The sequence below is a fragment of the Virgibacillus litoralis genome (genome assembly GCF_017873675.1).
GTDB lineage: Bacteria > Bacillota > Bacilli > Bacillales > Amphibacillaceae > Lentibacillus > Lentibacillus litoralis.
Genome location: NZ_JAGGKK010000012.1, coordinates 1 through 20,748 on the forward strand (window position 1 = coordinate 1; position 20,748 = coordinate 20,748).

General features: G+C 35.8%; 21 protein-coding genes and 3 pseudogenes. 12 read left to right on the forward strand and 12 right to left on the reverse strand.

The genetic code is table 11. The features are described 5' to 3' along the window. The first annotated feature begins 656 nt into the window (after window positions 1-656). On the forward strand, window positions 657-1,139 hold the full coding sequence (locus tag J2Z82_RS11140; RefSeq protein WP_209480874.1) for a YcxB family protein: 483 nt from the start codon (window positions 657-659) through the stop codon (window positions 1,137-1,139). Between the two features lie 293 nt (window positions 1,140-1,432). Here the strand turns inward: J2Z82_RS11140 and J2Z82_RS11145 are convergent, their stop codons facing one another. Together J2Z82_RS11145 and J2Z82_RS11150 are read right to left on the reverse strand one after the other, a co-directional pair. Then, window positions 1,433-1,816, reverse strand: a complete 384-nt coding sequence (locus tag J2Z82_RS11145; protein WP_209480875.1) for a type II toxin-antitoxin system death-on-curing family toxin — start codon at window positions 1,814-1,816, stop codon at window positions 1,433-1,435. After that, window positions 1,813-2,064: an AbrB/MazE/SpoVT family DNA-binding domain-containing protein gene (locus J2Z82_RS11150; RefSeq protein ID WP_209480876.1), complete on the reverse strand. Its 252-nt coding sequence runs from the start codon at window positions 2,062-2,064 to the stop codon at window positions 1,813-1,815. The genes J2Z82_RS11145 and J2Z82_RS11150 overlap by 4 nt, the downstream gene beginning before the upstream one ends. Window positions 2,065-2,267: 203 nt before the next feature. Between J2Z82_RS11150 and J2Z82_RS11155 the strand changes: the two genes are divergently transcribed. Together J2Z82_RS11155 and J2Z82_RS11160 are read left to right on the forward strand one after the other, a co-directional pair. Next, the gene (locus J2Z82_RS11155) at window positions 2,268-3,089 is read left to right on the forward strand and encodes a LysM peptidoglycan-binding domain-containing protein (protein WP_342453628.1); all 822 of its coding nucleotides are present in this window, start codon (window positions 2,268-2,270) and stop codon (window positions 3,087-3,089) included. A gap of 149 nt (window positions 3,090-3,238) precedes the next feature. Further along, window positions 3,239-3,679: a DUF4181 domain-containing protein gene (locus J2Z82_RS11160; RefSeq protein WP_209480877.1), complete on the forward strand. Its 441-nt coding sequence runs from the start codon at window positions 3,239-3,241 to the stop codon at window positions 3,677-3,679. Between the two features lie 43 nt (window positions 3,680-3,722). Here the strand turns inward: J2Z82_RS11160 and J2Z82_RS11165 are convergent, their stop codons facing one another. Continuing rightward, window positions 3,723-3,938, reverse strand: a complete 216-nt coding sequence (locus tag J2Z82_RS11165; protein ID WP_209480878.1) for a hypothetical protein — start codon at window positions 3,936-3,938, stop codon at window positions 3,723-3,725. Between the two features lie 133 nt (window positions 3,939-4,071). Here J2Z82_RS11165 and J2Z82_RS11170 point away from each other — a divergent pair. The 6 genes and pseudogenes from J2Z82_RS11170 (at window position 4,072) to chrA (ending at window position 8,137) form a co-directional block, all read left to right on the forward strand. Beyond that, window positions 4,072-5,077, forward strand: a pseudogene (locus J2Z82_RS11170) (serine hydrolase domain-containing protein). A gap of 59 nt (window positions 5,078-5,136) precedes the next feature. Continuing rightward, a complete protein-coding gene (locus J2Z82_RS11175; protein WP_342453629.1) occupies window positions 5,137-5,622 on the forward strand; it encodes an NUDIX hydrolase in 486 nt (161 codons plus the stop codon). A 58-nt stretch (window positions 5,623-5,680) separates the two neighbouring features. Further along, complete coding sequence (locus J2Z82_RS11180) at window positions 5,681-5,929, forward strand: hypothetical protein (RefSeq protein WP_209480880.1); 249 nt, start codon at window positions 5,681-5,683, stop codon at window positions 5,927-5,929. A 35-nt stretch (window positions 5,930-5,964) separates the two neighbouring features. After that, window positions 5,965-6,366: an NUDIX hydrolase gene (locus J2Z82_RS11185; RefSeq protein ID WP_209480881.1), complete on the forward strand. Its 402-nt coding sequence runs from the start codon at window positions 5,965-5,967 to the stop codon at window positions 6,364-6,366. Window positions 6,367-6,618: 252 nt separating this feature from the next. Next, window positions 6,619-6,924 carry a PadR family transcriptional regulator gene (locus J2Z82_RS11190; RefSeq protein WP_209480882.1) on the forward strand — a complete coding sequence of 102 codons (306 nt, stop codon included), beginning with the start codon at window positions 6,619-6,621 and terminating at the stop codon, window positions 6,922-6,924. A 19-nt stretch (window positions 6,925-6,943) separates the two neighbouring features. Then, the gene (chrA, locus tag J2Z82_RS11195) at window positions 6,944-8,137 is read left to right on the forward strand and encodes a chromate efflux transporter (protein ID WP_209480883.1); all 1,194 of its coding nucleotides are present in this window, start codon (window positions 6,944-6,946) and stop codon (window positions 8,135-8,137) included. A gap of 88 nt (window positions 8,138-8,225) precedes the next feature. Here chrA and J2Z82_RS11200 read toward each other — a convergent pair. The 3 genes and pseudogenes from J2Z82_RS11200 to J2Z82_RS11210 all read right to left on the reverse strand — a co-directional run. Continuing rightward, window positions 8,226-8,698, reverse strand: a pseudogene (locus J2Z82_RS11200) (SpoVR family protein); the annotation flags it as partial. Window positions 8,699-8,955: 257 nt separating this feature from the next. Beyond that, the gene (locus tag J2Z82_RS11205; RefSeq protein WP_342453630.1) at window positions 8,956-9,978 is read right to left on the reverse strand and encodes a DUF3231 family protein; all 1,023 of its coding nucleotides are present in this window, start codon (window positions 9,976-9,978) and stop codon (window positions 8,956-8,958) included. 120 nt (window positions 9,979-10,098) lie between these two features. Further along, window positions 10,099-10,575: a hypothetical protein gene (locus J2Z82_RS11210; RefSeq protein WP_209480884.1), complete on the reverse strand. Its 477-nt coding sequence runs from the start codon at window positions 10,573-10,575 to the stop codon at window positions 10,099-10,101. 210 nt (window positions 10,576-10,785) lie between these two features. On the opposite strand from J2Z82_RS11210, the gene J2Z82_RS11215 reads away from it, so the two are divergent. After that, complete coding sequence (locus J2Z82_RS11215; RefSeq protein ID WP_209480885.1) at window positions 10,786-11,799, forward strand: DUF3231 family protein; 1,014 nt, start codon at window positions 10,786-10,788, stop codon at window positions 11,797-11,799. A gap of 414 nt (window positions 11,800-12,213) precedes the next feature. Here the strand turns inward: J2Z82_RS11215 and J2Z82_RS11220 are convergent. The 3 genes and pseudogenes from J2Z82_RS11220 to J2Z82_RS11230 all read right to left on the reverse strand — a co-directional run. Beyond that, a pseudogene (locus J2Z82_RS11220) lies at window positions 12,214-12,852 on the reverse strand (SpoVR family protein); the annotation flags it as partial. 18 nt (window positions 12,853-12,870) lie between these two features. Next, window positions 12,871-13,365 (reverse strand): hypothetical protein, encoded by a 495-nt coding sequence (locus J2Z82_RS11225; RefSeq protein ID WP_209480887.1) that lies wholly within the window; start codon window positions 13,363-13,365, stop codon window positions 12,871-12,873. A 60-nt stretch (window positions 13,366-13,425) separates the two neighbouring features. Beyond that, window positions 13,426-14,253, reverse strand: coding sequence for a hypothetical protein (locus J2Z82_RS11230; RefSeq protein WP_209480888.1), 828 nt, complete (start codon window positions 14,251-14,253; stop codon window positions 13,426-13,428). A gap of 630 nt (window positions 14,254-14,883) precedes the next feature. Here J2Z82_RS11230 and J2Z82_RS11235 point away from each other — a divergent pair. Beyond that, window positions 14,884-15,612 carry an MORN repeat-containing protein gene (locus tag J2Z82_RS11235; protein ID WP_209480889.1) on the forward strand — a complete coding sequence of 243 codons (729 nt, stop codon included), beginning with the start codon at window positions 14,884-14,886 and terminating at the stop codon, window positions 15,610-15,612. 38 nt (window positions 15,613-15,650) lie between these two features. Here the strand turns inward: J2Z82_RS11235 and J2Z82_RS11240 are convergent, their stop codons facing one another. Both J2Z82_RS11240 and J2Z82_RS11245 read right to left on the reverse strand, forming a co-directional pair. After that, complete coding sequence (locus J2Z82_RS11240; protein ID WP_245251549.1) at window positions 15,651-17,057, reverse strand: SpoVR family protein; 1,407 nt, start codon at window positions 17,055-17,057, stop codon at window positions 15,651-15,653. Window positions 17,058-17,113: 56 nt separating this feature from the next. Continuing rightward, window positions 17,114-18,931, reverse strand: coding sequence for a LysM peptidoglycan-binding domain-containing protein (locus J2Z82_RS11245; RefSeq protein WP_209480890.1), 1,818 nt, complete (start codon window positions 18,929-18,931; stop codon window positions 17,114-17,116). Window positions 18,932-19,097: 166 nt separating this feature from the next. Here J2Z82_RS11245 and ymzB point away from each other — a divergent pair, with 166 nt between their 5' ends. Beyond that, a complete protein-coding gene (gene ymzB / locus J2Z82_RS11250) occupies window positions 19,098-19,451 on the forward strand; it encodes a protein YmzB (protein WP_209480891.1) in 354 nt (117 codons plus the stop codon). Window positions 19,452-19,558: 107 nt separating this feature from the next. Here the strand turns inward: ymzB and yhbH are convergent, their stop codons facing one another. Continuing rightward, complete coding sequence (gene yhbH, locus J2Z82_RS11255; RefSeq protein ID WP_209480892.1) at window positions 19,559-20,716, reverse strand: sporulation protein YhbH; 1,158 nt, start codon at window positions 20,714-20,716, stop codon at window positions 19,559-19,561. Window positions 20,717-20,748 lie beyond the last annotated feature (32 nt).

Genomic DNA, 20,748 nt, shown 5'->3' on the forward strand with positions numbered 1-20,748 from the left:
AATAGTTCCTGATTCAGAGCACCCTGATACAGAAATAACGATAGCCAAAACTATTATAGGAAACAGCAATTTTTTTAAGCTAATTTTTATCCCCTACTCTAATGCTTATTCCACTAAACTGCTGCGTTAGTTTAAGTGTAATCCTTCACAATGTTTATTTTTATTCTAACATAAGATTCTGACTCCTTTAATGTATAGCAGAAAACTTTTATTGAAATCACAACTTTTTCACAAACGATTCACATACCCTGAAATAATTATTACTATACAGATGAATAGTAGTGTGAATTTTGCTATTAAATGTACCAAGATTATTGTTATATCAATAAAACCGCACAGTGAATTATAGTGTGCGCACCTCTAAACGGAACCCGTTAGTAAAATGGCCATCATTTTTTTGATGGTCATTTTTTTGTTGGTTTAATAGGATTTTCGGCTTAATATCTATTAAAATTGTAGTGTGAATTGCCATACACAAAATTACAAATAAGTTTACTTTTTCGCTTGATTCTACAAGGTATTCTGATGTTAAAATAAATACAAATATTCACACTTAAACTAACTAGCAGGTTAGTGGAAGCGTACAGAAAATCTTTGTTCAACAATCTGGCTCATTTAGTTGAAATGAATAATAGCTAAAAGGAGGTAGAATTACTTTGAACGACCATCATACAGTAGAATACACACTTACAGAAAAAGAGTATAAAGAAGCTAGGAAAGTATTTCGTACTCAATCGGAAAAAATATCACGAGTGGCTGTTCTTATTCTTTTTTTTGTAATGTTTTTTTTATTTTTCGTCGAGGACCAAACTGGCAAGATAAGAGTTGGGATTTTAATCCTCATTATGTTTTCATTTTTAATCTTTATTTGGCTTAACAACATTGGGCATATGAGTAATGTTTTGCAACCTTCCACTGCGACTATTACCTCGAGAGTAATAAACATTAAAAATAAGAATTCCGAGTTCTCATTAGAATGGAAGTACATAGAAAAGATTACGGAGAATAAAGACTTCATTCATTTTTTAGTACCTAAAAAGAAACCCAGAAAAGACATTATTATTCCGAAACGAGCGTTTTCCGATTCCTCGGAAGCAGAAAAATTTGTCAATTATGCGACATACTTTAGTGAAAAGTAACAATAGAGAAATATCCAAATCACTTCAGAATCGGGCGCGATAGTTTAATAAGTAGCTCTTCTTAGACTAATGGATAGGGTTAGTTTAATAAAGCATTTGAAAATAAATATTAGAAAACTTGGCATTCGTTAAAGGGATTCTTATGAAAGTGTATTTTGCTTTCTTAGAACCCCTTTTACTCTGCAGTGCAAGCTTTAATATAGATAAGCCTTAGTTGCACTTATGCAGTAAGAAAGTATTTATGCTTTCTTAACTGCTAAAAAAAACCATTCTCAATTTAAATGAGAATGGATTTATGGTTTTTCGGTATGGTTCTTAATTGTTGAAACTATTTCTTCAAATGTGTATCTATGATTAACTACATCAACTGTGAAGTCTTGTTCTTTAATTCCCATCGTCCATTGATAATGGTTTATTTTTAAGAAAACAATTAATGAAGCTAAAGCTGTTCGTTTATTGGCATTATGAAAAGCATGGTTCTTTGCAATGAAGTCAAAAAGTGCAGTAGCTTTTTCATGAATGGAGGGATAAGCGTCACTACCAAACACAGATTGTTTTGGACGATTAATAGCTGAGTCAAGTAAGTTTGGTTCTTTTACACCCAATGGTTCATCAGGGGGGTATAAACGGATAGCAACCACTTGGTTCGTTGTGAGATAGATGACGTCATCCATCATCTGTTCACTAATCCTTTAAACGCTTTGTCATGCTCGTTAATGACATCATTTAAAATATCCATGAATTCTGCATCAACACCTTTAGGAAGTGTTACCTGCTCTTTTTTTCTCAAAACAATTTCCCCATCTTTTACTTCAACTTGAACATCGTCACCATGTGCTAAGCCAACTTGTTTGAGTAATTCATTAGGAAGAGTGATTCCAAAACTATTTCCAACCTTCGTAACTTTTCTTTCGAATGGCTCCAAAAGATCACACCCTCGTTATAATTGTTATAACGATTATAATACATAAAAATGGTTTGGAAAAACCAATTTAAAGTGTAATTCTTAATTATGTGATAGAAAACAGAACCAATTATTATTAACCCCGCTCCTTTACTTTGCAAATACACTATACACATTCGCCCGTTTGTTACGTATTATATAAGCAGATTTCATCACATTAGGAGGTGATATGTTTGGGTATTGCAACAGGCACATACTTTATTTATCACGTACAGCCAGGCGACACATTGTATGCCATTGCTGACCGGTTTGGCAGTACGCCACAGGCAATTGCAGATGCTAATTATCTTTATCCTCCCGTAACCACACCTGATATGATTTTTCCCGGACAGTTGTTAGTCGTCCCTTCAAATTCAACAAATGCCAACTCCACATTTTACGTAGTGGCGCCTGGTGACTCACTTACTCGAATTGCTCTACGGTTCTCAACAGCTATCGAGCTGATTGCTGGAATCAACACAGATATTCAGGATCCCGGTTTGATTTATCCTGGTCAACCATTAGTTGTTCCTGCATTTATTTACACTGTAGAACCAGGCGACACGATTTATCAACTGCAACAACGATTTGGTATTCCACGAGCCAACATCATTCGTGCTAATCAGAATCGGCCTGGTTTCTCACCAACCACCATCTGGCCGGGATATGCGCTGATTATACCGCTTGAAACGTCAGAAAATATTGCAGTGATGGATCCTCTACCTGGAACCGTCATTCAAAGCGGACAACGGGTAACAGGATATGCACGGGCTTTTGAAGCGAACGTCCTGCATCAAGTCCGCGATAGTAATGGTGTAATCGTTTCTGAAGAGCGAGCTGTAATGGCGGATCAAGGAGCACCTGCATATGGAAGGTTTGAAAGTACTTTACCTTTTGACAGGCAGCCAACCGCAAGCACCGGGGAGATTTGGGTATATACACGCAGCCCAAGAAATAATGAAATACAGGATTTGGTACAGGTGAAGGTGAATTTCAATTCTGTATAAGGAAGCAGACGCATGGAGTGATCATGCGTCTTTTCTATGTGGAATAGCGATTGTATGGAAACTTTTTGCTTGTTAATCCGTATTGAATAAAGGAATTCAAATGAAAATATCGAAATATATCGTTGGCAGTTTTAAAAAGGAGAATCGTTATGTATCCGGGGCAAGAACCTATATTTGGGAAGTTAATCGTGCTAATAGTCGTGCTATCTCTAATAATATTTATCTTTAATACAATCATGCGAAAAATACTTAAAGTTAAACGAACCAAATTCTTTTCGCAAACTCATGTGAATGATTTACATAAAAAAGGTGATCGGATTATTGTAATACTAACTGTGATTGCGACTATTGTTGCAGCTATTATATTTTATGACCTTCCAAGTTTACCTATTAATAATTCATTGGCAGTCTTTATGGTATCGATGGTATTTTTATTTTTGCAAGAGGTATTTCACGCAATCATCGAATGGAAGTATAAAAAAGGACAAAATGATTATCTGTATACTATCTTCCAATTAATATTTGTGCTTATTGTTGGTTACTTTGCATTTCAGTCTGGAGGGTTTGGGTTGTTTCCTGATTTGTTATGACAGTAAAGCCCTGTGTATTTGGATTTACTGTTTTCACCCACGTCTACGCCTCCATTTGTTTTCTAGCTGGCCCAACGGAAAGAATATTATTACGTTTAAATGTACGCACTTGTTTTCGATAGTAACAGTAGGCAAGAATTTTATCATCATTATAATTGATTACACGGATATAGCGCTCCGTTACGTTGTCCTCATAATCAATATAAAAGATAACGATCTTTTCTTTAGTATCAATTGAACGCTGGATTAATCCCTTCATTCTTAAACCACCTTTTAAGAACGTTTGTTCGTATTATAACACAATCTGTGAAATGAATTCGATGATTTTACAAGTTTTTCTGATTATTTTTGCTGAAATAAGTACGGGATTGTGAAGGAAAGGAGAAATTATAATGAAGAAGCTTGAAAAATTAATTGATTGGGTTGAGGTTATAAAAGAAAAAAACAAGAGTAGCGCTTCTTCATTATATATACTGAAAGATAACAAAGTAATATTGGAACATTATAGTGGTTATCATTCTAATTCTACTGAAGCAGCTCCAATCAATTCATCCTCGCTATTTAACGTCGCATCTGCAAGAAAAAGCTATCTTGGCTTAGCAGTGGCTTATGCTCTTTATGAAAGAAAAATCAAAAGCCTTGATGATTATGCAATTGACTATTTTGAAGATATAGATGAACAACTACTTGGAAAAACCACATTACGGCATTTAGTAACTCATTCACATGGTTTACACGAAAAAAATGATGGCACTATTTTTAGAGAGTTTGAACCAGGTAATGGCTGGGCTTATAGAGGAATAAATGTGTTAATGATGACTTGGCTGGTAAATAGACTTTTTAATAAGCGTTTTCCAGAACTTTTAAATGAGCGAGTTTTTTTACCTTTAGGCTTAAAGAAAACAGGCTGGCAAACTACGGAGAGCAAAGCTTTAGTAACGGAAATTATTAATCCAGATGAAGATGGTTCCTATAAGTTGGGCAGTTCCAATAATGGTACTGAATCAAACCTTCATACGACTGCATCAGAGTTTGCACAATGGGGGAATCTTCATTTAAATAAAGGCTTTGCGAACGGGAAACAAATTATTCCAAAAGAAGTGATAGAAACTGCAACTCAAATTCAAAAGCCCTATCTTCAAAGACATTAACCTCCCACAAAATGGACTTTTTTGGTATGTACAAGGCAATCCTGCCGCTTACAGTGAGATTGGGGAAAGAGTCCCTAAGGGTTCTTATCAAATATTAGGAATAACAGGACCAACTCTTTTAGTGATTCCAGAATACAATGTTGTTGTAGCTAAAATGTATAACAAGCGATACAACTATGGTGATGACAATTACCTTTACTACCTAAGAGAATTTAGTAATTTAGTGGCTGATACCTTTCGAGAATAATTGTAATGTAAATGTACTTAACTAAAACGGGCAGTTGAACAAGAATGAGGGGGATTATTGTGTCTGAAAAGAGATATCACAGGGCTTTTGGTGTATATGGAATATATGTAAAGGATGGCAAACTACTAGTAATAAATAAGAATTGCGGTCCGTACATAAACCGATATGACCTTCCTGGAGGGAGCTTAGAAGAGGGAGAATCTTTGTCCGAAGCAATGAAAAGAGAGTTCCTTGAAGAAACAGGCCTTGTAATCGAAATTGAAGATAACATTGGTGTCAAAGATTTCAAACTCCCTTGGCTGTGGAGAGACTTTACTGATATCCACCATATAGCTGTTTATTACTCTGTTAAAAAGGTAGATGGATTGTTAAGTGTACCAGAACAATTTGATGGACAAGATTCACTGGGGACAATGTGGCTATCGGAAAAAGATGTCTCATTGGACAATGCTTCACCACTAGTCTTAAAAGCTTTTGATTGGCTAAGAACAAGGAATTTAGGTGTTGAGGCTACTACTTATGAAGATTGGAAAGTCTTAAACTGACGAGTATAAGAGTTGAACATTGAGATGCTGGATAGTTAAACAAAGGAGGAGAAACGGAATGAAAATGTTGCGTAGAATAAATTTGATTATGGCAATATCAATTCTTTGTGTTGTCATCTATTATTTTTTGATTGATAGAAATGAATTTTCTTGGATTATATTTATTCTTTTTCTGACATTATTTATATTTTTACGTGGTTTAGAGTATGTAATGGATAACCAAAAGAAGTCAGGATATTCCTATATTGTTGTATCTTTCGTTATGTTCCTCCTTGTAATTAAAGATTATATCAGCAACTTTTCTTAACTATTCCTAGTTAAAAACAGGGAGTGTGAATTTGAGTGAGAAAATGGTTTGGTTCGTCAGGTGTATGCATCAATGAAAACGGTGAATTACTTATGGTATTACAAGGAAAGCCTGAAGAGGATAAAACTTGGTCTGTACCATCAGGCGGACTAGAAGAAAATGAATCTTTTGAAGAATGTTGTGTTAGGGAAATCAAGGAAGAAACAGGGTATGTTGCAGAAGTGGTTGATGAAATAAAGGTGAAAAAGGGTATTTATGAGAAAATCAATATTTCTTTCGAGGTTCACTATTTCTTTGTAAAGATTATTGGTGGGGACAGAAAAATTCAAGATCCTGATAATTTAATATATGATATTGCTTGGAAAAACATAGAACAATTAAAGGAGCTTAGTTTAAGTTTTCCTGAAGATAGAAACTTTTTAATTAACTGCAAATAGAAAAAAGAAGAGACGTAACATTACACCTATGTTGATAAGTTGATGATGCCGGAGATATTCAATCATATCTCCGGTTTTATTTTATAAGAATGCTATGCATCTTTTTCCCATCATATAAAAACTCAACCTGGTTATGTAAAAATACTGTAAAGTTTTTAATCATGTTCTTGAAATGGGCACAAGATATAATATATACTTCCGATATCGAACTTCGATATTATGAATTGACTTTAATCAATTGGAGGTGATTGATTGGAAGATAAAGTATTGCGTAAGCTGTTTCTTGGGTTTATACACATTCATATTTTGCACCACGCAAAGGAACACCCCATTTATGGTGTTTGGATGGTCGATGAACTGCAAGAACACGGTTATAACATTAGCTCAGGTACACTTTATCCGATATTACATTCCATGGAGGCTGATGGACTGTTGCAGAAGGAAGAGAGAAACGTTGAGGGGAAGATAAGAAAATACTACACGATTACCAACAAAGGGAGCGAAGTTCTTACAGAGGCAAGAAAGAAAGCTTATGAGTTATTTAAAGAAATAAAATAGAAGGAGGAGGTTAACAACAATGTCAAAATTAAAAAGTAAAATACAAACGCTCATTGAAATATTAGTTGCCTCTACAAAATTAGGATTGACATCATTTGGGGGACCTGTTGCCCATCTGGCATACTTTAAAGATGAATATATTGATCGCCGCAAATGGCTTGATGATAAAACATATGCGGATATCATTGCATTGTGTCAATTTTTACCCGGTCCAGCTAGTAGTCAGGTAGGGATATCAATCGGTATGATGCGTGGGGGTCTGCTTGGAGGACTTGTCTCGTGGTTCGGTTTCACAGTCCCATCGATTATTGTGTTGATTGTATTTGCGATGATGTATCAGACATTCTCATTAGAAGATGCAGGTTTCATACACAGCTTAAAGATTGTTGCTGCAGCTGTTGTCCTACATGCGTTGATCGGGTTAGGGAAAAAGCTGACACCTGATAAGCCTCGGTTAGCAATAGCAATTGTGGCTGCTGCTATAATGTTATTATATCCATCCGCATGGATGCAGATTTTAATTATTTTAGGGGCTGGCTTACTAGGGTTAAAATTATTTAAAGATAAAGCCGAGTCAAAAGTACAGCCATTCTCCATTAATATTTCCAAGAAACTTGGTTTGACTTCTTTAGGAATTTTTATAAGTTCACTTATTTTACTTCCGTTATTAAATAAAGTATTGGATAATCCCTTACTAAATATTTTTGATATCTTTTATAGAGTTGGCTCGCTAGTATTTGGTGGCGGGCATGTGGTATTACCAATGATTGAGCGAGAAGTAGTTCCCCAAGGTTTGTTAACAGCTAATGAATTCTTAGCTGGATATGGAATGGCACAAGCTGTTCCAGGACCATTATTTACTTTCTCTAGTTACCTTGGAACGATGATGGAAGGCATAACTGGAGCGATTGTAGCTACGATCGGAATATTCCTTCCTTCCTTTTTACTCATTGTTGCAGCTTTACCATTTCTAAACGAATTACGTCAGAGAGCAACTTTTCAAGGCGTCTTAATGGGAGTAAATGCTAGTGTCGTAGGTATATTATTAGCTGCATTTTATGACCCAGTGATTAATAGCTCTATTTTTAGTACAACTGATTTTGCTTTAGGTGTCATCTTATTTGGTTTATTAAATATATGGAAAGTACCAGCTTGGTTAATTGTTATTTTAGGTGTAGCAGGTGGGTATGTTTTACAATTTATTACGTTTTAGAAACACTATGATACTCATTTACCCTTTTTGTAGGACCAAACACATTTTAATTGAAGAAGCCGGAGATATGATATCTCCGGCTTTTATTTCACACAAATCGCCTGTGCATCTTATTCCCATCATACGAAAATACAACCTGTTTTTCCTCGACATAGGTTTCCATATGCACATCACGACCCCATAGCTGGTAGATGTATGGTATTACATTTTCCAAATACTTTAGATCAAGCTCTATTCCCTCGTAGCCGTGGACTAGATAAAGCTCACCATTTCGCAAGTAATCTCCGTTTTCAACCTGTATATACGGAAAGCCGCCGTTGATCCTCATCGAGATAAGCTGATCTCTAACTTTCTCATTTCTTCTGTCGGGTTATTGTATCGTTCCTCAATATTTTCAAACATTTTTAATCCTAGATAGTATGGATTGATCTGTTGTCTGGAAGGCTGCACAACCCCGGCATTCAATTTAGCAAACTCCACTACTTCATCAGTTGTTAGATCCATTTCTCGTAAGATTCGTTGATGCCAGTAGGAAGCCCAGCCTTCGTATTGCAGAGGTGTTATTTACGAAATCCTGTATGCCAAGCCAAACAAGAAGCTGCCAGATTTTATTGTTAAGCTAAACAGATTGGAATAATCTCAATCGAGATCAAGGTTCCCCGTGGCTTGCTTACAAATCTGGTACAATTGGCATCGACCTTCCTCGGCTAAGCCGAGGAAGAGGCTGGGACATAACTAGGCTCTTATATTTATAAAAAAGTTTTCTTATAAATGTACTAAGATATTATTCAAAAATCTACTCAGCAGTAATTTAATAATTACTTATTAGTTCTAGCTATCTCATCACGGTCGGGTCCTTGTGGTGGTTGTTCCATCCAACCGTTTTCGATCATAATATTTGCTCCATCATTTGCGTACTTCGCAACTTCTGCAGTTAGTCGAACGTAATGTGCTCCCAGGTCATGTCTCGGACTCGTTCCCATGCTTTGTCCATAATGTCCAATACTAGCAGAATTTAAAGCAGTAACATGGAACATCATCAGTTTATCTGAAAAAGGGGCAACACTGGAGTCCGTAGGTAAAATACTCCATGAGCTTGCCGATGGAAGAAAGTCTTTGCTTAATACAGAACCAAAAGTTTCAACATGTTTATCTGCAATATCTCTTCCTCTTACCATGTAATCACGAACTTGTTGGGACTTTGCCACTTGACTAAATCCCATAATTAGGGTTCGACCTAACTGATTTTGTATCAAATTAAAATAAATATTTGACATTTCAATAGCATTTAAGGGTCTGCGGTTACCAAACCATCCTGCAAGATAACGTTCTTTTTGGACATATTCCACCTTTTTAGGTGCTGGAATATAAGGTGCTCTGATGAATGTTCCTTTGGACAACATGACTTCTGTTGCTTTGTTAAGCACTTTTGTCGACTCATGTAAGCATTCGGTAAAGTATTCACACATATCCAAACGAGCGGAATTTGACAAAGCCAATGAGTTAGTTTCCAAACCGATTTTTCCAATATTTTGAATGTAGAATAGGTAAAAATCATCCGTGTACAAACGTGGGGCTTCTTTATGAACATCTACTTCCTCTGAAAAACCATCAGGAATGGGAAGTTGTTCTTCCGTGAAAAATGATTTTAATTTTTTAACATGTGCCTGGGCTTGCTTCATTGCAAGTTCAAGAACAGAACAGATTTCTTTATCTTCAACATGAGACAAAAAAGTCCCTATGGTACAAATTGATAACGTATCATTCTGATATGATGACCAAAGGTTTGCGATTTCTGCTGATGTAAGTTCATTTTTATGGCTGGTTTTGGGAGCTTTCACATTTTTCCCCTCCATTACAAATATAGATTTTACAAGTATGTTTCCCAACCTCGTAAGGAGTATTCCACCATTGGCGTGTTTTGTTATGAAGGCTTCATAAACTTCTTTAAGCTAGTGTATCTAAGGTTTCCCGGCACTAAATATAAATTGTAAAAGCATATACCTCAAAAAAATTCCAATCAGTATTCCGATGGGTAATGACAACATAGGTAACCAAATTGGTCCGAGTAATATTCCGTTTACTTTAAACGTTGCCGAATAAATGAGACCACTTGTAACGAAATAAGCGGAAAACACAAACGGAAGAAACGCTAAGGGTGCTTTTTTACCGTTTGCATCACTGTAAGCATCCCAAATCGCAAAAAAATAAAGACAAGGATAAAACATCAACCATTGATAATTCGTTTGTTCAATGGCTTTTTCAATTTCACCATGAAAACTCAGAATAATTACATCATTAAAGTTGGATTGGACATTAATCAATATTTCTAATCCAATGAAAAGTAATCCCTTGAAAAGCTTCCCGTTCAGAATTTGGGCAAACCCAGGTAAAGCTATACTCCAAAGGATTTTTTCCAGCTCATCTTTTGTTATCATTAGTTTCCACTTCAATCACTTTCCTTTTTAATAATTTGTAATTATGGGTTATTATTCCAACCACCCCCAACAACCTACAATTCTCTTCATCGAATTTTTCAGGTAAGTTTATTCTCCTTAATACAGCATTGAAATATTCTAGCTAAAGGAAAAATAACTCTTGATTTTTAGGGCAAAATAAAAGAAGACAAAATATAGGAGGAATGCAATATGCCTGAGAAACCTGCCATAACGTCATCCGAACTTGGTATCCTATGGCTTACATACCAAGAAAAAACGATGATTCTGCGAATGTTAGAATACTTTATTGAAAAAGCCGACGATGATAAAGCTAAAAAAATAATGGATGATTTATATAGTGAATTGGATAATTACGTTGATAAAATAACAGATATTTTTAAAAGTGAGGGAGCTGCAATCCCAATTGGATACACTTCTAAAGATGTCAATAAAGATGTTCCAAAGCTGTATGACAATGGTTTTGATATCATGTTCGTCCGGTTACTAAAAGAAATAAGTATGGGATTACATACGCTAAATATAAACATGGCGTACCGTGAAGATATTGTATTGATCTTAAAGGACCTTACCTCAATTACTCAAGCAACTTACAATTCTTGTACACAATATTTGATTGAAAAAGGGCTGATTGCTCGATCTCCTTATGTTTCAATGCCTGATTCCGTTGAGTTTGTTAAAGATAAAAGTTATTTGGGTGGACTTAATCCACTTACCAAACTTGGTAAAAAACGAACATTAAATACGATAGAGGTTGCTTATGTTTATCATGGTATTGAAGCAAATGTTACGGGGCTACAAATGATTACTGGTTTTGCCCAGTGTGCCAATAATTCCGAAGTACAGAATTTCTTTTCAAAAGGAGCAGAACTCTCCAAAAGTGTTATTAAAGAGATGAGTGAAACATTCCTCGAAGATGGTATTCAAATACCTGTTACTTCGGGCGGGCATGCGACACGATCAACAGTTGCTCCGTTTTCCGATAAGGTTATGATGTATTGTACCAGTTTGTTTTGCAGTTTTTCTATGGGAGGAAATGCAGTAGGAAGTGCTTTTAGTTTACGGAACGACTTGGCAGCAAAAATGTCAATTTTCACGAAAGATATTTTCGAATATGCCCATGAAGGTGCAAAAATAATGATTAGGAACGAATGGATGGAAGAACCACCGCAGATGGAAGAACGAAAGGATATAATTAAAAAGTAAAAAGTCTTAAGCACTTGTGTTTTAAATTTTTCACGAGTGCCTTTCTATTAGCTTTTTATGTTAATGAATCAGTTTAGTTTTATCTAGACAGTTTATATTTTCATTCATTTGATGGGGGCACAATTAGGTTTTCATACGTTGCATTTCACTTTCAGTACACTAAGCGTGAGGAGACAAGCAATTTTAAATGATTTATTTGTAGTTCCTAATGCAAGATGGAAAAAATTGGAGATAAGTTATTTAAAAACAGTTTAGAATACATATGAGAAAATGATTTTTCATCGATGACATGGGAAACTGCAAAGGATAATGTTTTTGCTCAAACTCTTTACAATAAAATGGTGGTAAACTAGCTGAATGGTTATTTTATTTAACATATAAAAAGGCAGAAGATATGATATCTCCTGCTTTATCCTATAAAAACCGCCGGTGCATCCTATTCCCATCATAAGAAAAAACAGCCTGCTTTTCCTCTACATTGGTTACTATATGAACGTCTCGCCCCCATAACTGATAAATATACGGAAGCACATTTTCCAAATACTTCAGATCAAGCTCAATTCCTTCGAAGCCATGGACCAGATAGAGTTCTCCGTTTCGTAAATAATCGCCGTTTTCTACACTTATATACGGGAATCCTCCATTGACCCTCATTGAAATAAGCTGGTCTCTTACGTTTTCGTAATCCTTATTGGTAATAAGATAATCTCTGCCCTTCTTTTCGAACAAATACATATCTTCCTGTTGAACCAATTCTTTCGTCAAATAATTCCGAATAAAAGATATATCTGATTCTATCTCGCGTACTTCAAACATTTTCTCTCTGCCTAAATTAGGCTCAACCCCTAGCCTGATCATTTCTTCCGTTGGATTGTTATAGCGCTCCTCAATATCCTCAAATATTTTCAAGCCAAGATAATACGGGTTAATCTGCTGTTTGGAAGGCTGCACAACATTTGCATTTAATTGTGCAAATTCGATGACCTCACCAGTTGTTAAATCCATCTCCCGCAATATCCGCTGGTGCCAATACGAAGCCCAGCCTTCGTATCGCAGAGGTGTTTTAATTTATTACCCTTTAAAAACTTCTATTCCCTTTCTTACCATTTCTCGTCCAACCTCGGGTTTACGTACCGCAACAGCAATTCCAGCAATTAAAACTGCTGTTCCTGACGCGTATAAACCTAACTGTTTAAGAAAATCTCTATGATCCTTCGATTCTTGTTTTATTCGATCCAACTGCTGTATGATTCGATAATAAACTTTTTCCTTTTCTTCTTCACTTTTAGCATTTTCATAATCCTTATTCAATTGATTAATAACCTTATTAACGGAATCAATATACTCCTTACTAACATGTGCATCAGCCAAACCTTTTAACCCTTTTATTACTGCTGATCCTACAGATGACATGGACGTAAAATAACTTTTAAAAAACTCTATTTCCACATCATCCTTACTCTTAAGCATCATTCCTAATAACTTCTGAATTTCCTTTTCTGAGGGTTTCTCTGGATTCTTAATACCCATTTGTTTCATATATTCAACAACTTTATTCTTTTCCACAATATTACCCTCCTCATATTTTTTATCCCTAGTTATTAAGTAGCATAAAATCTACTTAGATTATTCATCCTCCCAATCTTCTCCAGACGAGAAATCAGGAATAAAGGTATTAGCTGCAATATCCTTAATTTCATCTAATAATTTACATACAACTTCATCAAGCATGTCGTCTCTCGGTGGTAGCGGAATATTATTTTCCATATGGTAATTTTCATAATTAAATTCATCAGTTGTAATATATAATAATATAATGTCTTTAATTGGAGCATTTGCTAACTTGGAGTACAAATGACTCTCAATATCTCCCAATATAGTATCTAGTAACATACCTTCCCCATATTGCATTTGAAAACAAAACTCTTCCCAATAATTATTTATATTGTAATCGTCACTTTCGGAAGGACCATTAAATGAAAAGTTTTCAATATCATATTGTATTTCCTTTAGAAGTGGGTTTAATTCCAAACCAGAATATTCTGATATATTATCTACTATATTTTGGTTTATTTTTCTAACAAACTCATTAGCAATATGTGGATTTTTATCATTACTATAACTTCCTTCAACATTCCAATGATCAATGTTATTATTATAAATTTCCTCTACACATTTTGCATATAAAAAATCAACTTCACTTTCTTCAAACATTTCAAGTTTCTTATAAATCTTACTATAAATTTCCTTTAATACCTGGTCATATTTATCAAATTCATAAAATAGCACAAAAATTATTTTGTCTAATAAAGTAGTGAAATTTATATTTAAGAAATCCCCCCCAAATGTTGCGTCTTTCTTCAAACCTTCTGATAAAATATCATTAGAATATTCTTCATACTTCGAATTCAAATAGTCACTCATATAATCAGTAGATTCTTTTTTATAATTCATTACCTCATCCCCTAACAATCTAATCTATATTCTTAAAAATCGATAAATTTAATTATAGCCCTTTTTTGTTATTAATGTATACATTTATCAGAAAAATCAATACCTGGTGTATAAAGGTTAAATTTAATTTCTAGATTAAAATTGCGGTGATAAATTGAAATATTTTTAACACTAAAGTTCTTATTATAGATATTAATTATTTTACACTACTTAAAACATGGGAAATATAAGTTTGTCCACAAATATGTCTCTAAAGTTCCATTCACTGAATTATGGTATCGTGGAATTAAAATTAATTCTGGATTTTATAGTTTTGTTAGAAATTTTGTAGATGAACCAATTATACTAATTAATAAACAAGAACAATTGTCTCTAATTGAATAAGGCAAAATTAAATTAAAAAACACCTAAACGAGAAGAAACAGCTTATCCCGCTCAGGTGTTATTATTTTTTCTAAGCAATTTTAAAATTCAATCTTATAATATCTGATCCTTTCGCTATACAAAGTTAATTATACTTATCAGTTGTAAGAAAAGTTAATTAGTATTATTCTGAATTTTACGGATATTGCGTTTTTGTTTATTTGATTTGCACAATATTCTACAAAAATGATTGGTGGTACTTAATCTATGGGCACGTATAGAAAGAATGATAAGGAGTTTGATTCATTAACACGAAAGAAGGTTTATGAGGGGGAGTTTGTCAATAACCGTAGACACGGAAAAGGAATGGAAATTGGTGAGGATGTAGTTTATAAAGGACATTTCAAAAATGGAACTAAACATGGACGAGGTGTAGAGTATAATAGAAAGACTAAAAAAAGGATTTACAAGGGGAACTTTTTAAATAATAAAAGACATGGAAAGGGTAAAGAAAAAGTAGGTAGATTTGATTATCATGGCAACTTTGAAGATAATATTAGAAATGGGTTTTTCAGAGTTTATGACGATATCAACAGTGAGTTAGTTTATGAAGGATACTATGAAAAAGGCAAGAGACACGGCAATGGTGAGCTTTATATTAAATCAAAATTGTTTGATGGTAACTTTAACTCAGGTGAACTAGTTGATGGTGATGAATATTCCTTGTTAAATAATGAATACAACATATCCTATTCAGGTGAATTCAAGCATTTCAAAAGGCATGGAAAAGGTGTTGAGTATGATATTAACACCGGAAAGGCAATTTTTGTAGGGGTATTCATTAACAACCAAAAAGAAAGGGGCAAGCCCGTAAACAACTACTCTAACCATTGCTTTAGATGCGGGAATTCTGTGAACACTTACAGTAATAATCCATGCTTTAATTGTTTTTGGTTAACATGTCAGTGTGGAGCTTGCGGATGTACTTATTTTTAAAAGCAGGAGATATATTAAACATACCTCCTGCTTTAGCTTCACACAAATCGCCTGTGCATCTTATTCCCATCATACGAAAATACAACCTGTTTTTCCTCCACATAGGTTTCCATATGCACATCACGACCCCATAGCTGGTAGATGTATGGTATTACATTTTCCAAATACTTTAGATCAAGCTCTATTCCCTCGTAGCCGTGGACTAGATAAAGTTCACCATTTCGCAAGTAATCTCCGTTTTCAACCTGTATATACGGGAAGCCGCCGTTGATCCTCATCGAGATAAGCTGATCTCTGACTTTCTCATAATCCTTTTCGGTAATCCGGTAGTCTCTTCCTTGCTTTTCAAACAAATACATATCTTCTTCTTGCACTATTTCTTTTGTTAAATAGTTTCGAATAAAGGAAATATCAGATTCAACTTCACGTACTTCAAACATCTTTTCTCTGCCTGATTTAGGCTCAACCCCTAACTTCCTCATTTCTTCTGTCGGGTTATTGTAGCGTTCCTCAATATTTTCAAACATTTTTAATCCTAGATAGTATGGATTGATCTGTTGTTTGGAAGGCTGCACAACTCCAGCATTCAACTTGGCAAACTCCACTACTTCATCAGTTGTTAAATCCATCTCCCGTAAGATTCGTTGGTGCCAGTAGGAAGCCCAGCCTTCGTTCATGATTTTTGTCTCGAGCTGTGGCCAGAAATACTGCATTTCCTCCCGCATCATTGTTAATATGTCGCGTTGCCAGTCTTCAAGTTCACGACTGTACTCCTCGATAAATAGCAATATATCTTTTTCCGGATTTGGGGGGAACTTTTTTCGTTTATTCCTTGGACTTGGTTGTTTATCTGCTTCACTTTGATCCAAGTTCCATAAATCATCATAGGCTGTTCTAACCTTTGGCGTTGTCTCTTCTTCCTCTTCACTCTGTGCTGGGAGCTTATGTCGTATTATAGATGGGTCAATATGCTCCTGAATCGATAAGACAGCATCCAGAAATTGCTCGACTTCATCTTTTCCATATATCATTTCGTAGTTAGCAATTCGCTCGGCGGTCGCAGTCATACTCTCGACCATGTCACGTCTTGTATTTGCGAATCGGGCATTATTTTTGAAGAAATCGCAATGAGCGAGTACATGGGCAATTATGAGCTTATTTTGAATGAGACTGTTTGTATCGAGTAAAAATGCATAGCAGGGATTAGAATTAATAACAAGTTCATAAATCTGGCTCAGACCAAGATCATAATGCAGCTTCATTTTGTGAAACTGTTTTCCGAAACTCCAATGGCTATACCGTGTTGGCATGCCATATGCACCAAATGTATAAATTATATCAGCAGGACAAATTTCATAACGCATCGGATAAAAATCAAGACCAAATTCAGTCGCGATTTCCGTGATTTCATCTATCGCGCGATTAAGTGCCTTTGTTTCTGTCAAAATAATCCCTCCAGGTGTGCTTTCTATAGTTTATGACGATAGGAGGGAATAATGAACTATTGAATAAAAGAAAGTGATGCACTAATTTCATTTATATGGTTTTCATCTGCCCATAAAATAAAGTAATTGTACGTGTCTCCACCTATTTGAACAGGATTCGGATATCGGACAATTAAGGCTGCCTGATTCTCCATGTCAGGTGGCTGGTCGGCAGATGGGAAAATAAAGCACGCCTCTTGAGACTGAATCTGCGTGTTAACAATCCGTGGGGCAGATCCATAAGGCATTAGCTGGTGGAATGCTTCGTTTTGGCAAACCTGATTGAGCGGACTATCTGAGGATATTGCCGAAATCTGAAAAAATCCATCTGGCCCCTCATATCTTTCTGCTGTTACACTTTGCCAATTTGCCGGATATTGAAACTGAACGTTATATTCAGCGTTAGTATACGTTTTTTTCAATGAGGATCTAGGTGTTGGTGACCACTGTAATGCCATAATCGACACACCCGATATCAACCGTATCGGTACTGGATCTGTTAAATCCATCATCCACATTTCGTTGGCAAATTCCTGCTCGTTACAGCCTGATAAATAGGCGATTCTTCTACCATCACTTGACCATGTCACAGGTGTAGCAAAACAATTAGAGATTGCTCTTGTACGATCATTCTGCCCTTGATTACCAGCAGTTCGAATTAATGAAAAATACCCCCTGTCTTCAAACGCAGTAGCACTATAAAGAATCGTTCTTGAATCAGGTGACCACTCAGGGAAATAATTTTTTGCAAGTGGACCACCCACTACCTCAAAGAGGCTGCCTGTTGCAATTTGTATGATAAATATCAGCGAAATGCTAGCGCCAGGAGTTGTATATAACACATACAGACCATCTGGAGAAAGACGTACATTATTATGCCTTCCACCTGTGTTTTGCGTGATTTGTCGCTTATCAGATCCATCCTGCCTGATACGGTAAAGCTGGCTTACCCCTGATTCATCAGGTGCCTGAAAAAGAAGTTCCGAACCATTTGGAAACCATTGTACATCTGTCGCATCAGGCTGACTTATTCGCTGTGCTTCGTGTGTATTAACATTGTACAAAATAATTTCATCTTGTTTTGTGTAAGCTAGCTTCAGACTATCTGGCGACCAGCTTACAAAAATGCCAAACCCTTCATCAAATTGATCAATACGTGCAACAGTTCCTTCTTCTACATCAACGACATAGAGGATTGCGTTTTTTCCAACAAAAGCTATCTTGCTGCTATTTGGGGACCAAAAAGGTGTAGAAAAGGATTCACCTAAACCTGTTGTAAGCCGTGAAGTAACACCGTTTGTAAGGTCATATAACCAAATATCGAACCCATCTCCGGTGTTTGCTGTATAAGCAATTGCCCCGCTCGTCCCAGGTGGTGCATAAGGAATGATTAATCTCATCCCAGGAAAAATAACATTAGTTGGTAAACGGTTCACATTTCTGATCAACTCTGTATTAACAAGTCCACCTGTAGTAACGTTGAATCTTCTGCCAATCTGAAACAGCGTATCTCCAGGCTGAACAATATAGTAAGGTACGCCGGGCGGTACTTTCAATAGCTGTCCTTCCTGAATAATATAAGGAGGCTCAAGTCCATTCGCTTCGATAATGACAGATTGTGGAACTTTGAAAATTTGCGAGAGATTATAAACGGTATCTCCTGCCCTAACGCGTATCATATCAACACCTGGTGGTACAGAAAGCTGTTGCCCAATAAATATCGTGTAAGGGGACTGTATATTGTTCGCAGCGATTAGAGAATCAACTGGTAACCCCCAGCGAATTGCAATTTGATACAATGTGTCGCCAGGACGGACCGTGTAAAAAAGTTGCATAATATTCACTCCTGAATTATTTAGTAACGAATCTTCATCCTTCTGCCTATAGATTATTCATTTAGACAGCTGGAGGTTCGGAGCACACATCTGCCTATGAAAAGATATTTCCTTTCTTGAATGATTAATTCAATCATGGAAAATATAAAGTCTAGGAGGGATTACCATGGATCAGCATTTTTTATCGATTGAGGAATTTAACGAGTTATTAAATAATTGGAATGGACAAACAATTAAAATTTCAAAAATTGAACTTGACGATGTAGACGAAACATTAATACAGCTGCAAAATATTTCTTATTCTACTAACACGAGAAGAATTGATGACTATGAACCGATGCATGCATTGCAATTTAATGGCACAGGTAATGTTAATACCGATTCCAAGGAACACCAGCCTTTGCCTTCAGAAATTTATGAAATACCACTGGAAGACTCCTCATTATATGAATTTGACGGATCGAGTTTCTTACTGAGCACATCTAGAGGAGTTTATAAAATTGAACTGCATAAGAAATAGTATTCGACAAATAACGGGGAGTGACAGGCACCAGCAGAAAAACAGGCACGAAAAAAAGGCACCAACAAAAGGAAAAACCGGGAAGTGCGTACTCCCCGGGTTCTTTTTTATGCGTTTACTTCTTGTTTTTGGAAGAATTCTTTTAGTGCGTGGTAGACGTCCTGTTTTCCTTTGAGGATGTAATGGCGGAATTTTGGATTATCAAAACCGCTGTAGGCTCTCATTAGTGTTGACTGACGGTTATACATGTTTACTTCCGCATAACCAAACATATTCGAAACATCCATGATCTCATTCACTAATTTAATACATCTCGGATTATCTGACGTTATATTTTCACCATCCGAGAAGTGAAATGGATAGATATTATAACGATTCGGATTATATTTATCATCAATTAAATTCAATGCTTGGTTATAGGCAGAAGAACATATTGTACCGCCACTTTCACCTTTTGAAAAAAATGCCTCTTCTGTTACAACTTTTGCTTCTGTGTGGTGGGCAATAAACGCGATATCTACAGTTTCATATTTGGAGCGAAGGAATTTTGTCATCCAGAAAAAGAAGCTCCTGGCCAGATATTTTTCCAACTTACCCATCGATGCACTCGTATCCATCATCGCTAGAACAACTGCTTTTGATTCTGGCTTAACAACGTCATTCCACGTCTTGAATCGTAAGTCATCATTACTGATAGGTTCAATTCCGGGTCTTCCTTCTGTTGCATTCCTTTTAATTGCCGTTAATATTGTCCGCTTCTTATCAATATTACCCATAAGTCCTTTCTTACGGACATCATTAAATTCGACTTTCTCTGTCTTAATTTCAGCTTGTTCTTTTTGCTGCAGGTTAGGTAACTCCAATTCTTTAAATAGAACCTCCTCTAATTCTGCTAGTGAAACTTCTTTCTCATAATAATCTTTTCCAGCCTGGTCGCCCGCCTGTTTCCCGTTCCCATCACCATTCTCTCCACTCGGATCACGAGCAATGATATCGCCTACTTCGCTATCTCCATCCCCTTGACCCACATGTTTAGTTTTATCATGATTGTAACGGATTTTATATTCATCTAAAGAACGAATCGGGATCTTAATAATATCGCGACCATTAGACATCACAATATTTTCTTCACTTACTAAATCCGATAAGTTATTCCTGATGGCATCCTTTACTTTATCATTATGACGCTGTTGATCTTGATAACCTTTACGATGGAGGGACCAATCTTCCTTGGAGACCGCAAAACTTTCCTTATCTTCCTTCATATCAATCCCCTCCTGCTATTAGTTTTCTTTAT

What these genes read in the sequence shown, in the direction of transcription:
- J2Z82_RS11145 (WP_209480875.1), bottom strand. Translation starts at nt 1,816, where the DNA reads ATGATGGATGACGTCATCTATCTCACAACGAACCAAGTGGTTGCTATC.
- J2Z82_RS11160 (WP_209480877.1), top strand. Translation starts at nt 3,239, where the DNA reads ATGTATCCGGGGCAAGAACCTATATTTGGGAAGTTAATCGTGCTAATA.
- J2Z82_RS11165 (WP_209480878.1), bottom strand. Translation starts at nt 3,938, where the DNA reads ATGAAGGGATTAATCCAGCGTTCAATTGATACTAAAGAAAAGATCGTT.
- J2Z82_RS11180 (WP_209480880.1), top strand. Translation starts at nt 5,681, where the DNA reads ATGAAAATGTTGCGTAGAATAAATTTGATTATGGCAATATCAATTCTT.
- chrA (WP_209480883.1), top strand. Translation starts at nt 6,944, where the DNA reads ATGTCAAAATTAAAAAGTAAAATACAAACGCTCATTGAAATATTAGTT.
- J2Z82_RS11210 (WP_209480884.1), bottom strand. Translation starts at nt 10,575, where the DNA reads ATGATAACAAAAGATGAGCTGGAAAAAATCCTTTGGAGTATAGCTTTA.
- J2Z82_RS11215 (WP_209480885.1), top strand. Translation starts at nt 10,786, where the DNA reads ATGCCTGAGAAACCTGCCATAACGTCATCCGAACTTGGTATCCTATGG.
- J2Z82_RS11230 (WP_209480888.1), bottom strand. Translation starts at nt 14,253, where the DNA reads ATGAATTATAAAAAAGAATCTACTGATTATATGAGTGACTATTTGAAT.
- J2Z82_RS11235 (WP_209480889.1), top strand. Translation starts at nt 14,884, where the DNA reads ATGGGCACGTATAGAAAGAATGATAAGGAGTTTGATTCATTAACACGA.
- J2Z82_RS11245 (WP_209480890.1), bottom strand. Translation starts at nt 18,931, where the DNA reads ATGCAACTTTTTTACACGGTCCGTCCTGGCGACACATTGTATCAAATT.
- ymzB (WP_209480891.1), top strand. Translation starts at nt 19,098, where the DNA reads ATGGATCAGCATTTTTTATCGATTGAGGAATTTAACGAGTTATTAAAT.
- yhbH (WP_209480892.1), bottom strand. Translation starts at nt 20,716, where the DNA reads ATGAAGGAAGATAAGGAAAGTTTTGCGGTCTCCAAGGAAGATTGGTCC.